8 protein-coding genes are annotated in these 13,012 nt (G+C 69.7%); 6 read left to right on the forward strand and 2 right to left on the reverse strand.

Translation table 11 applies throughout. The features are described from left to right. Positions 1–29: 29 nt before the first annotated feature. The 3 genes from M9799_RS12470 to M9799_RS12480 all read left to right on the forward strand — a co-directional run bounded on the left by M9799_RS12470 (position 30) and on the right by M9799_RS12480 (position 4,925). Positions 30–1,310 (forward strand): urate hydroxylase PuuD, encoded by a 1,281-nt coding sequence (locus tag M9799_RS12470; RefSeq protein ID WP_231041996.1) that lies wholly within the window; start codon positions 30–32, stop codon positions 1,308–1,310. Positions 1,311–1,346: 36 nt separating this feature from the next. Next, entirely contained in the window at positions 1,347–2,714 is a 1,368-nt protein-coding gene (locus M9799_RS12475; RefSeq protein ID WP_231041997.1) for a glycerate kinase type-2 family protein, read from the forward strand. Positions 2,715–2,837: 123 nt separating this feature from the next. Continuing rightward, complete coding sequence (locus M9799_RS12480) at positions 2,838–4,925, forward strand: sensor domain-containing diguanylate cyclase (RefSeq protein ID WP_231041998.1); 2,088 nt, start codon at positions 2,838–2,840, stop codon at positions 4,923–4,925. A gap of 255 nt (positions 4,926–5,180) precedes the next feature. Here the strand turns inward: M9799_RS12480 and xdhB are convergent, their stop codons facing one another. Continuing rightward, the gene (xdhB, locus tag M9799_RS12485) at positions 5,181–7,535 is read right to left on the reverse strand and encodes a xanthine dehydrogenase molybdopterin binding subunit (RefSeq protein ID WP_377008172.1); all 2,355 of its coding nucleotides are present in this window, start codon (positions 7,533–7,535) and stop codon (positions 5,181–5,183) included. Next, positions 7,532–9,028, reverse strand: a complete 1,497-nt coding sequence (gene xdhA, locus M9799_RS12490; RefSeq protein WP_231041999.1) for a xanthine dehydrogenase small subunit — start codon at positions 9,026–9,028, stop codon at positions 7,532–7,534. Before xdhA ends, xdhB begins: the two co-directional genes overlap by 4 nt. A 406-nt stretch (positions 9,029–9,434) precedes the next feature. Between xdhA and M9799_RS12495 the strand changes: the two genes are divergently transcribed. The 3 genes from M9799_RS12495 to M9799_RS12505 are packed head-to-tail and all read left to right on the forward strand — an operon-like array spanning position 9,435 to position 12,998. Then, entirely contained in the window at positions 9,435–11,009 is a 1,575-nt protein-coding gene (locus M9799_RS12495) for an ABC transporter ATP-binding protein (protein ID WP_231042000.1), read from the forward strand. Next, complete coding sequence (locus M9799_RS12500; protein ID WP_231042001.1) at positions 10,996–12,078, forward strand: ABC transporter permease; 1,083 nt, start codon at positions 10,996–10,998, stop codon at positions 12,076–12,078. The genes M9799_RS12495 and M9799_RS12500 overlap by 14 nt, the downstream gene beginning before the upstream one ends. Continuing rightward, positions 12,078–12,998 carry an ABC transporter permease gene (locus M9799_RS12505; protein WP_231042002.1) on the forward strand — a complete coding sequence of 307 codons (921 nt, stop codon included), beginning with the start codon at positions 12,078–12,080 and terminating at the stop codon, positions 12,996–12,998. Before M9799_RS12500 ends, M9799_RS12505 begins: the two co-directional genes overlap by 1 nt. The last annotated feature ends 14 nt before the right edge of the window (positions 12,999–13,012 follow it).

Here is a 13,012-nt window from a genome sequence, read left to right on the forward strand (position 1 = left end):
GGCAGCCCACGCTGCCAGGGTTGAGAGCGATGGAAAGCTACTTTCTCGATTGGGCCAATCTGCTGCTGCGGTGGCTGCATGTCATTACCGCCATTGCCTGGATCGGTTCCTCGTTTTATTTCGTGTTCCTCGACAGCAGCCTCACGCCGCCCGAGGACGAGGAACTGAAGAAGCAGGGCGTGAGCGGCGAGCTCTGGGCGGTGCATGGTGGCGGCTTCTACCACCCGGTCAAATTCGCGGTGTCGCCACCGAAGCTGCCCGGCCATCTGCACTGGTTCTATTGGGAAAGCTATACGACCTGGCTCAGCGGTTTCGCGCTGCTCACGGTGTCCTATCTGTGGAACGCCAATATCTACCTGGTCGACCCCTCCAACCCCAATGCGCCGCATCCGCACGCGGCGATTGCCGCGGCGCTGGCGTTCCTGGTAGTGTTCTGGCTGCTGTATGACGGCATCTGCCGCGTCTTCGGCCAGCGCGAACGTGGCGATGCCATCGTCGGCGCGCTGGTGCTGGTGCTGGTCTGCATCGCGGCCTGGCTGGCCTGCCATATCTTCCCGGGCCAGGCAGCCTTCCTGCTGACGGGCGCGATGCTGGCCACCACCATGACCGCGAACGTGTTCTTCTGGATCATTCCCGGCCAGCGCACCATGGTGAAGGATCTCAAAGCAGGCCGCCCGGTCGACCCGATCCACGGCAAGCGCGGCAAGCAGCGCAGCGTGCACAACACCTATTTCACGCTGCCGGTGCTGTTTGCCATGCTGTCCAACCACTATGGCTGGCTGCACAGCCACGAACAGAACTGGCTGGTGCTGATACTGATGATGTTCGCCGGCGCGGCCATCCGCCAGTTCTTCGTCATGCGCCATGGCTTCAAGCTCGGACGCAACCCCCATCCCTGGCCCTATGCGCTGGCCGGCGTGCTGGTGCTGATCGCCACGGCCATCTGGCTCAGGCCCGCGGCAGCGCCCGGAAGGGCGGCTCCAGCAGCCGCAGCCCCGGCTGCCGCGGCTCCGGCTGCCGCAGCCCCGGCCGCTGCCACGGCCGGCGCCGCGCCTGCCGCCGGCGTTCCTGGCTATGACGCGATGGGCAAGCTGCTGACCCAGCACTGCGTGGTCTGCCACAGCACGGCGACGATGGCACAGAAGAACGTTTTGCTCGACACGCCCGAGGAGGTCAAGAGCCATGCGGCGCAGATCCACCAGCAGGTCGTGGTGCTGCGCAAGATGCCCTTTGGCAACCCGGGCGCGCTCAGCGACGAGGAACGCGATCTGGTCAAGCGCTGGTACGAGGGTGGCGCTCCCGTGCGGTGATGACCCATGGCCGCAACCCATGCACAATCACCGGCCATGACTACAACAAATCCTCCAGAGACAAGCGCGCAGCCCGATCCGCACCGCGCGCCGCGCGCCTTCCTTCATGACCTCTTTGCCACGGCGGTGCGCAGCGCGCTGCCGCTGCATGCGATGGCCGCGCACCTGCCGGCGCCGCCGCGCGGGCGCACGGTGGTGATCGGTGCGGGCAAGGCCGGCGCCTCCATGGCGCAGGCGGTCGAGGCGCTGTGGCCGGCCGATGCGCCGCTGAGCGGCCTGGTCGTCACGCGCTATCACCACGTGCCCGAGCGCCCCGCGGGCCTGGCGCAGCGCATCGAGGTGGTCGAGGCCGCGCATCCCGTGCCCGACGCGGCCGGCATGCAGGCTGCCGGGCGCATCCTGGGACTGGTGCAGGGGCTGACGGCCGACGATCTGGTGCTGTGCCTGATCTCGGGCGGCGGCTCCTCGCTGCTGACGCTGCCCGCCGAGGGCCTGTCGCTGGAGGACAAGCAGCGCATCAACCGCCAGCTGCTGGAAAGCGGCGCCGACATCGCCGAGATGAATTGCGTGCGCAAGCACCTGTCGCGCATCAAGGGCGGGCGCCTGGCCGCGGCCTGCGCGCCGGCGCAGGTGGTGACGCTGACGATCAGCGATGTGCCGGGCGACGACCCCGCAACGATTGCCAGCGGGCCCACGGTGGCCGACGCCGGCAGCTGCGCCGACGCGCTGGCGATCATCGACCGGCTGGGCATCGAATTGCCCGAGGCGGTGCGCGCGCAGTTGCAAAGCGGCGCGCTGGAAACGCCCAAGCCCGGCAGCGCCTGTTTCGAAGGCCATGCGTTGGCGGTGATCTCGGCGCCGCAGCAGGCATTGGAGGCGGCCGCGGCCCGCGCCCGCGCCGCCGGCATCGATGCGTATGTGCTCAGCGACGAGATCGAGGGCGAGTCGCGCGAAGTCGGGCGCGTGCACGCGGCGCTGGGGCGCGCCGTGGCGCGCCGCGGCCAGCCCTTCGCGGCACCCTGCGTGCTGCTCAGCGGCGGCGAGACCACCGTGACGGTGCGCCCGCGCGCGCCGGGTGCCGCCCGGGGCCGGGGCGGGCGCGCGGGCGAGTTCTGCCTGGGCCTGGCGCAGGCGCTGCAGGGCCAGCCGGGCGTCTGGGCACTGGCGGCCGACACCGATGGCATCGACGGCGTGGAGAACAATGCCGGCGCACTGGTCGCGCCCGACACGCTGGCGCGCGCGCAGGCGCAAGGCCTGTCGGTGCAGGACCATCTGGACCGCAACGATGCGTGGAGCTACTTCGACGGCCTGGACGATCTCGTGATCAGCGGGCCGACCTTCACCAATGTGAATGACTTCCGTGCGCTGCTGATCCTTGGCGCCGACGCGCCGCAGCCTTCCTGACGCCGCGCACGGGCGCGGCCCGCAGGGCTTACAAACCGTTTCCTCCATCCCTGGGGTTCAACCCCTAGGGCAGGCCAGCGGCGGCTGTTTATATTGGCAGCACTTTGGCTTTGCTCCATCCCCATGGCCCCTGACGCCGATCTTGGCTTCTCCGAAGAGGGCCCCCCACCGCCGCGTGCCCGCATCGGGCCCGTGCTGCGCAGCCTGTTGCTGCTGCTGGTGCTGGCCGTGCTTCTGGCCGGCGCGGGCAGCGCCTGGTATGTGCAGCGCGGCATGGCGCAGGAGCTGCAGGCGCGCGCCGGCGCGCAGCAGGCCGAGGAGGTCGAGCTCGTGGCGCGCCTGCTGGCGGCGCGCGTCGAGCAGCAGCAAAAAGCGCTGCTGGCGCTGGCCGATGCCATTCCGCTCATCCGCCTGCAGGACCGCGAAGGCCTGTCCCGGGCGCTGCACCGGGAATTGCCGCTGGCCGACTGGTTCGATTCGCTGAGCGTGGCGCTGGCCGACGGCCGCGTCATGGCCTACGCGCGCGCCGGCAAGGACCTGCCGCTGGAGTCGCTCGATCCCAGCGAACGCGACCTGCTGCGGCGCACGCTCTCGGGCGGCAAGCCGCTGGTGGGCACCGTGCTGCAGGCGGCGGAAAACGATCTGCGGCTGCTGTTCACCGCGCCGCTGCGCACCGCCGCGGGCGAGGTGGTGGGCGTCTTGGCCGGTGGCATGCGCCTGTCGTCGCAGGCGCTGCTGCCGCCCGCGCCCGCCGACGGCTGGTCCGCGAGCCGGCTGATGCTGGTGGCGCCCGATGGCGGCATCATGGCCCACTCCAGCCCCGCACGCTGGCTGGGCCATGTGCGCGACGAGGCCGGCCTGGGGCTGCCCTTCCTGCGCCTGCTGCAGCAGCAGTTGCCGGTGCAGCTGCGCGGCACCAGCGAGACACGCGACGGCTATCTCTACACGCTGGCCGGCATGCCGCTGCCGCAGTGGTTCGTGGTGCGCGTGACGCCGCTCGACGCGCCGCCGCTGTGGGGCGTTTCCGGATTGGGCAGTGCAGCGCTGCTGGGCGCGGCCCTGCTGGCGCTGCTGGCGGCCGGGGCCATGGTGCTGCTGGCCCATCCCTGGATGGAACTCACGGCGCGCGCCGCGCAGCTGCTGCAGCGCGGCCCGGCCGGGCCTGGCGCGGCCCGGCCTGACGCGGCCCGGCCAGCCAGCCTGCCGGCGCTGCCGCAGGCCTGGGGCGAAGTCGCGGTGCTGTGGCGCGCGCTGCATGCGCTGTCGCGCCAGCGCGATACCCAGGCCCGGCGCGCTGCGCGTTTCCAGGCCCAGACCATGACCATCCTGGAGGAGGCCCCGGTGGCCATCGTGGTCACGCGCCACGACCGGGTACAGCTGCTGGGCCTGCAGGCTGCGCGGCTGCTGGGCTATGCGCCGCACGAGCTGCAGGGCTATCCCGTGCGCCAGCTCTGCGCGGGCGATGCCGAGTACCTCCGGCTGATGGAACGCATCCATGGCGAGATGCGCGCCTACGGCCAGTTCAATGGCGAGGTCTGTTTGATGCGCAAGGACGGCAGCTCCGCCTGGCTGCGCATGCAGGGCCGGCGCGTGGCTTGGCCGCTGCCGCGCGAGGGCGCGGGCATGACCATGGTCTGGATGGTGCGCGACGTGACCGACCAGCGCAAGGCGCGCACCCACCCCCAGTGGCAGGCCCGGCACGACGCGCTGACGCAGCTGCCCAACCGCGAAGCCTTTGCGCTGCGGCTGCAGCAGTGGATGGACGAACGCCGGAAGGCGCCGGGCGAGGGCGGGGTGCTGCTGTTCCTGGATCTGGACCATTTCGCCAGCGTCAACGACATGGCCGGGCATGACGCGGGCGACGCGCTGCTGCGCCATTTCGCGCGGCTGCTCGAGACCCTGGTGCCGCCGCCCGGCTCGGTGGCGCGCCTGGGCGGCGACGAGTTCGCGGTGCTGCTGCCCGACGCCAGCGCGCGCGAGGGCCGCGCCCAGGCCGAACAATTGTGCGCCGCGGTCAGTGCCTGGGAGGCGTCATACCACGGCCAGCGCTTCTGGCTGGGCGTGAGCATCGGCCTGGTGGTGCTGGATGCGCAAAGCAGCGTGGGGGCCTTGCTGCATGCGGCCGACATGGCGTGCTATGAGGCCAAGCGGCAGGGAAGGGGCGGGGTGCATGAGCATTGCGAGGTTGTCGAGAAGATCGCCTCGGAATGAAATGCAGATAGGAGATCCGTGGACAAACCCATGCTGCGCCCATTCTCTTGAGCTTGGCCGTTCATGCCCCGACGGGGCCGCCCAGGCAGGCTCAGCACGAACGGAGGGTGAGGCTCGGCACGAACGGCGGGTGAGGCTTGGCACGAACGGCGGGTGAGGCTCGGGGCAAACGGGGGTTATCCGTTCGTCCTGAGCCCGTCGAAGGATGAACGGCCGCCCTCAGGTTGACACTTGCACTGTCCGTTCGTCCCAGGCTCAAACCCTGCCCATCGCCCGCAGCAGATTCTCCGCAGTCGCCGGCGCAGTCAACACCAGCGGCTGCCGCGCCAATTCCGCCGGCCGGCTGGCCGCCACCGCATTGCGCAGCGCCTCATATATGCTGATGGCCAGCATGAACGGCGGCTCGCCCACGGCCTTGCTGCCGCCGACGTTGTCCTCGCGGTTGGCCTCGTGCCACAGGTCCACCCGGAAATGCGCGGGTATGTCGCCCGCCGTCGGGATCTTGTAGGTGCTGGGCGCGTGGGTCGTCAGCAGGCCCTTGTCGTTCCACACCAGCTGCTCGGTCGTGAGCCAGCCCATGCCCTGCACGAAGCCGCCCTCGATCTGGCCGATGTCGAGCGCCGGGTTGATGCTGTGGCCCACGTCGTGCAGGATGTCCACGCGCAGCACGCGGCTCTCGCCCGTGAGCGTGTCCACCGCGACCTCGGTGCAGGCCGCGCCATAGGCGAAGTAATAGAAGGGGCGGCCGGTCAGCGTGTGCTTGTCGTAGTGGATCTTGGGCGTGCGGTAGAAGCCGTCGCTCCACAGCTGGATGCGGTTGGCATAGGCCTCGCCCACCACTTCCTCCCAGCGGCGCTCACCCTTGGGGGTGCGCACCCAGCCGCCGGCGAAGTCCACCGCGCCCGCGCCGCAATGGTCGAGCCCGGCAACGAAGGCTGCCAGGTTGTTGCGCACGGTGCGCGCCGCGTACTGCGCGGCGCGGCCATTGAGGTCGGTGCCGCTCGAGGCCGCGGTGGCGCTGGCATTCGGGATCTTGCTGGTGTCGCTGGCCGTCACCAGCACGCGCGCCAGCGGCACGCCCAGCTCGTCGGCCACGATCTGCGCCACCTTGGTGTTCAGGCCCTGGCCCATCTCGGCGCCGCCATGGTTCACCTGCACGCTGCCGTCGGTATAGACATGCACCAGCGCGCCGGCCTGGTTGAACAGCGTGGCGGTGAAGCTGATGCCGAACTTCACGGGCGTCATCGCCAGCCCGCGCTTGATGATCGGCTGCCCGGCATTCCACTCGGTGATGTGAGCCTGGCGCGCGTGGTAGTCGGCCGAGGACGCGAGTGCCGGCAGCAGTTCGTGCAGGATGTTGTCCTCGACGCGCATCTGGTAGTGCGTGAGGCTGCGCGGGCCTTGCGGGTCGGCGTCATAGAGATTGCGCATGCGCACTTCGAGCGCATCGAGGCCCAGCTGGCGCGCGATGTCGCCGATGATGGCCTCGATGACGATCACGCCCTGCGGTCCGCCAAAGCCGCGGAAGGCCGTATGGCTCTGGGTGTTGGTCTTGCAGCGGTAGGAAGCGATCTCCACGTCGCTGAGGAAATAGGCGTTGTCGGCATGGAAGATCGCACGGTCAGCCACCGGACCCGAGAGGTCGGCGGAGAAGCCGCAGTTGGCCAGCATCTCCAGGCGCAGGCCGGTGATCAGGCCGGTGTCGTCGAAGCCCACGTCGTATTCATAGGCAAAGGGGTGGCGCTTGCCGGTGACCATGAAGTCGTCGTCGCGGTCAAGGCGCAGCTTGACCGGGGCGCCGAATTTGTGCGCCGCAAGGCAGGCCCAGACGGCCAGATGCCCGGCCTGGGTTTCCTTGCCGCCGAAGCCGCCGCCCATGCGCCGGCATTCGACCTTGACCGCGTGGTTGTCCAGCCCCAGCGCGTGCGCGACCCAGTGCTGCACCTCGCCGGGATGCTGGGTGCTGGAGTAGACATGCCACTGGCGCTGCTCGAGCGGCAGCGCGTAGGCGATCTGCCCCTCCAGATAGAAGTGCTCCTGGCCGCCGACTTCCATGCGTCCTTCGAGCCGGTGCGGGCTGCGCAGCAGCGCGCCCTGGGCATCGCCGCGGCGCACGAACACCGGTGGCAGCACATAGCTTTGCTGCGCATGCGCGGTGTGCACGTCCAGCACCGCGGGCAGCGCCTCGATGTCGCAGGCCACCAGCCGCGCGGCGCGGCGCGCCAGGCGCGGGCTGTCGGCCACGGCCAGGCCGATGACCTGGCCCACATGCTGCACGCTGTCGATGGCGAACACCGGCTCGTCATGGCCGAAGGCGGCAAGGATCGGGTCGCCCGGCACATCGGCCGCCAGCACCACGCCGCGCACGCCCGGCAGCGCCTCGGCCGCCTGGCTGTCGACGCCGCGCAGCCGGCCATGGGCCACGGGCGACAGGATCGGCGCCGCATACAGCGTGCCCTTGAGTTCGGGCAGGTCGTCGATGTAGTTGGCGGTGCCCAGCACCTGGGCCTGGGCGCTCTCATGGATATGCGACTGGCCCATGGCCGGCACGGGGCTGGCCGCCGCCAGTGCGGCAGCGGCTTCGGGAAAGAGCGAGGGGAGGGATTTCATGCCAGGGCTTTCTGAACGGCAGCAGCTTGCGCCAGGGGGCGAAGGGTGGCCAGCTGGCTTGCGGTATCGGTGCTCTCGCGCCAGTAGCGCTCGAGCAGATGGGCCAACAGCGCGCGCCGGTAGTCGCTGCTGGCGCGCATGTCGGACAGCGGCTGGAATTCGCCGCGCAGCGTATCGGCGGCGCGCACGACGCTGGTCTCGTTCCAGGCAGCGCCCGTCAGCACGGCCTCGGTGGCGCGCGCGCGCACCGGCGTGGCGGCCACGCCGCCCACGCCAATCGACGCCGCCTGCACTTGGCCACCCTGCAGCGTCAGCTGGATCGCCAGGCAGACCGCGGAGATGTCGTCGTCCGTGCGCTTGGAAACCTTGTACACGCGCAGCAGATCACCGGCGCGCGGCTTGGGCACTTCGATGCGCACCAGCAGTTCGTCGGCCGCCAGCTGGTTCTGGCGGTAGCCGGTATAGAACTCTTCCAGCGGCAGGCGGCGCTCGCCGCGCAGGCTGGCCAGCACCACCTGCGCGCGCAGCGCGATCAGCAGCGGCATCGAGTCGCCGATCGGCGAGCCGTTGGCGACGTTGCCGCCCAGCGTGCCCGCATTGCGCACCGGCAGGCCGGCGAAGCGCGCGGCGAATTCATCGAGCTGCGGCCACAGCGCCAGGAGCGCCTCGAAGGCCTGGGTCAGCGTGGCGGCCGCGCCAATCGCAAGATGCTCGCCCTGGTCGCTGATCTCGCGCAGCTCGGCCACGCGCGTCACATCCAGCACCCGGCCGAATTCACGGAACTGCTTGGTGACCCACAGGCCCACATCGGTGCCGCCGGCCACGATCTGCGCCTGGGGGTGCGCGGCGCGCGCCTGCAGCAGTTCGGCCAGGCTGCGCGGCGCAAGATAGGCGGCATCTCCGAGCACTGGCGGCTTCAGCGATTGCAGCTGCGCCAGTACCGCGGCCTCGTTCACCTGCGCGCGCGGCAATTGCTCCATCTGCTGGGCCGCGTCGAGAATAGGCCGGTAGCCGGTGCAGCGGCACAGATTGCCCGACAGGTCGTGCTGCGCCAGCTCGCGCGTGACGCTCTGGCCCTGGCATACGCGGTTCTGGTACATGCCGAACAGGCTCATGACGAAGCCCGGCGTGCAGAAGCCGCACTGCGAGCCGTGGCAGCTGACCATGGCGGCCTGCGCCGGATGGATGACGGCCGGCGCCTCGCGCTCGATCAGGGGGTCGCGCGCCAGGTCCTCGACGGTCCACAGCGCCAGGCCCTGCACCGAGTGCGCCAGGCGGATGCAGCTGTTGACGGCCGAGTAACGCAGCGTGTCTCCCTCGGGCTCGCCCACCACCACGGTGCAGGCGCCGCAGTCGCCCTCGGCGCAGCCTTCCTTGGTGCCGGTGCAGCCCAGGTCTTCGCGCAGGACTTCGAGAAGCGTGCGCTCGGGCGGCACATCGCGCAGTGTCACGGTCTGGCCGCGGCGGACGAATTGCAGAACTGGCAGGGTCATGGGTGATCGTGGAAGCAGCTGTTCATAGGGAATTGGCAGGGCCGGCCGGCGCTCCCGTGGGACTGCCGGCGACAGAGCTGCGTAGCAATTTTCATGCGGACTGCGGCGCGCGTCCAGCATGCGGGGGACTGCCCCTGCGCCAGGGTGGAGCGCTGGTGCGGGTGGCGCCGGCTGGTGCTGCCCACGGCTGCAGGGCATTCGCCGACACGCGCAGGCGTTGCATTCCTGCATGCTCCAGGGTGCAGGGCTGATTCACAAAGCCTGCTCGTGCGGGCTGGGAGCTTGCGCCGAACAATGCCTAGCGAGGCTTTGCTGCTATCAACTTGGGAGCTTGTTGGCAAGGCCAGTCAAGCCGTTGCAGGATCTCTTGGATCAGGTATTTGGCAATTGAGAGACAATCGCGCCCATGAATCCCCCTGAAACAAATTCCGCGCCCGGCCACCCGCCGCCGCGCTTGCAACTGACGGGCATCACCAAACGTTATCCGGCCGTCGTGGCCAACAGTGGCGTCTCGCTGACAGTGCAGCCCGGCGAGGTGCATGCCGTGCTGGGCGAGAACGGCGCGGGCAAGTCGACCCTGATGAAGATCATCTACGGCTCGGTCAAGCCCGACGAGGGCCTGCTGCGGGTCGATGGCAAGGAAGTGCAGGTGCGCAATCCCCAGGAAGCGCGCCAGCTGGGCATTGCCATGGTGTTTCAGCATTTCAGCCTGTTCGACACGCTCACCGTGGCGGAGAACGTCTGGCTGGGCCTGGACAAGCAGATCGCGCTGGCCGAGGTCGTGCGCCGCATCGAGGAAACCGCGCAGGTCTACGGCATGGACATCGACCCGCAGCGCCCGGTCCACACCCTGTCCGTGGGCGAGATGCAGCGCGTCGAGATCATCCGCGCGCTGCTCACGCGCCCGCGCCTGCTGATTCTCGACGAACCCACTTCGGTGCTGACGCCGCAGGCCGTCGACAAGCTGTTCGTGGTGCTGCGCAAGCTCGCTTCCGAAGGCTGCAGCATCCTCTATATCAGCCACAAGCTGCATGAGATCCGCGCGCTGTGCAACACCTGCACGGTGCTGCGCGGCGGCAAGGTGACGGGCGTGTGCGATCCGCGCGAGGAGTCGAATGCCTCGCTGTCACGGCTGATGATCGGCGCCGAGCCGCCGGCGCTGACGCACCGCGAAGTCGCAGCCGGGGAGACGGTGCTGCGCGTGCAGGACCTGTGGCTGACGCGCACCGACCAGTTCGGGGTGGACCTGGAAGGCATCGATTTCGAGGTGCGCGCGGGCGAGGTCGTGGGCATTGCCGGCGTGTCGGGCAACGGCCAGAAGGAATTGCTCTACAGCCTCTCGGGCGAGGACCGGCGCGCGGCGCCGGGCATGGTGCAGATGGCCGGCCATCATGCCGGGCGCATGTCGCCGCGCCAGCGCCGCGCGCTGGGCCTGCACTTCGTGCCCGAGGAGCGGCTGGGCCGCGGCGCGGTGCCGACCATGAGCCTGGCGCACAATTTGCTGCTCACGCGCGACGACGCCGTGGGCCGCGGCGGCTGGCTGCGCATGGATGCCCTGCAGCAGCAGGCGCGCGCGATCATCGAGCGCTTCCAGGTCAAGGCCGGCGGGCCGCAGGCGGTGGCGAAGTCGCTGTCGGGCGGCAACCTGCAGAAATTCATCGTGGGACGCGAGATCGAAGCCAAGCCGCGGCTGCTGATCATCTCGCAGCCCACCTGGGGCGTGGACGTGGGCGCCGCGGCGCAGATCCGCGGCGAGATCCTGGCGCTGCGCGACGCGGGCTGCGCGGTGCTCGTGCTCAGTGAGGAGTTGGACGAATTGTTTGAAATCTGTGACCGGCTGCATGTGGTGGCCAAGGGCCAGCTGTCGCCCTCCGTGCCCCGGGCCGAGGCCACGGTGCAGCGCATCGGCGAATGGATGAGCGGGCTGTGGCATGACGAGGCGCCGGCCGGCGCGGCAGGAGCGCAGCATGCTCAGGCTTGAACCGCGTCCCCAGGTCTCGAAACTCTGGACCTATGCCTCGCCGGTGCTGGCGCTGGCCATCACCGTGCTGATCGGCGTCGCGCTGTTCGTGCTGCTGGGCAAGGACCCGGTGCGCGGGCTGCAGGCCTTCTTCTGGGAGCCGATCAAGTCGGGCTACGCGCTGGGCGAACTGGTCATGAAGGCCACGCCGCTGCTGCTGGTGGCGCTGGGCCTGGCGGTGTGCTTTCGCTCCAATGTCTGGAACATCGGCGCCGAAGGGCAGTTCGTCATTGGCGCGGTGTGCGCCGGCGGCATTGCGCTGCTGGCGGACAAGGACACCGGGCCTTGGATCGTGCCCGCGATCCTGGCGGCCGGGGTCATCGGGGGCATGCTCTGGGCGGCGATCGTCGCCTTCCTGCGCGACCGTTTCAACGCCAACGAGACGCTGGTCAGCCTGATGCTGGTCTATGTCGCGATCCTGGTGCTGGGTTACCTGGTCTACGGCCCGTGGAAGGACCCGATGGGCTACAACTTCCCGCAGAGCAAGACCTTCGAGCGCGTGACGCAGATTCCGAAGCTGATCGACGGCATGCGCATGAATATCGGCGTGATCCTCGCGCTGCTGGGCGCGGGCGCGCTGTGGATCTTCCTGGCGCGCACGCGCGCCGGCTTCGCGCAGCAGGTCAGCGGCCTGGCGCCGGCAGCCGCGCTGTACGCCGGCTTTTCCTCGCGCCGCGCGCTGTGGACGGCGCTGCTGGTCTCGGGCGGCGCGGCCGGCCTGGCCGGGGCGCTGGAAGTCGCCGGCCCGATGGGCCAGCTCACGCCCTACGTTCCCGCGGGCTACGGTTTCGCCGCGATCATCGTGGCCTTTGTCGGACGCCTGCACCCCGTGGGCATGATCTTTTCCGCCATTCTCATGAGCATGTTCTATATCGGCGGCGAGCTGGCGCAGTCGCGCCTGGGCCTGCCCAAGTCCCTCACCGGCGTGTTCCAGGGCCTGCTGCTGTTCGCGCTGCTGGCCTGCGACACGCTGGTGGCCTACCGCCTGCGCTGGCGCCGCGCCGCTCCCGCAATCAAGGGAGGTGCGTGATGGAGTCGTATGCATTGCTTTTCGGCTCCACGCTGAGCGCCGGCACGGTGCTGGCGCTGGCCGCGCTCGGGCTGCTGATCAACGAGAAGGCCGGCATCATCAACCTGGGCGCCGAGGGCATGATGCTGTGCGCCGCCATTGCCGGGTTCGCGGCCGTGGTGCACACCGGCAACACCTGGGCGGGTTTCGGCGCCGGCATGGCCGTCGGGGCGCTGCTGGCGGGCCTGTTCGGACTGCTGGTCATCTGGCTCAACACCAACCAGCAGGCCACGGGCCTGGCGCTGACGCTGTTCGGCGCGGGCTTCTCGGCGTTTGCTGGCCTGGGCTATGTGCAGGCCAAGCTGCCCGAGCTGCCGAAGTACGCGATTCCCGGCCTGGCCGACATTCCGCTGCTGGGGCCCGCGCTGTTTCGCCACCACCCGCTGGTCTACATCGTGGTGCTGCTGGCCATTGCCATGGTCTGGTTCCTCTACCGCTCGCGTGCCGGCCTGGTGCTGCGCGCGGTGGGCGAGTCGCCCGAGTCGGCGCATGCACTGGGCTACAACGTGCGCGGCATCCGCCTGGCGGCCGTGATGTTCGGCGGCGCGATGTGCGGCCTGGCCGGCGCGTTCATCTCCACCGTGTACACCCCGCTGTGGGTCGAGGGCATGGTGGCCGGGCGCGGCTGGATCGCGCTGGCGCTCACCACCTTCGCCACCTGGCGCCCGGCGCGCATCCTGCTCGGCGCCTACCTGTTCGGCGGCGTGACCATGCTGCAGTTCCACCTGCAGGCCTCCGGCGTGCAGCTGGCCAGCCAGCTGCTGAGCATGCTGCCCTATGTCGCGACCATCGTCGTGCTGGTGCTGATCTCGCGCAATCCGGCCTGGATTCGTGCGAACATGCCGGCCTCGCTCGGCAAGCCCTTCCATCCAGGCTCCTGACGCGCGCCCCTTTC

Source organism: Comamonas endophytica, assembly GCF_023634805.2.
GTDB lineage: Bacteria > Pseudomonadota > Gammaproteobacteria > Burkholderiales > Burkholderiaceae_C > Comamonas > Comamonas endophytica.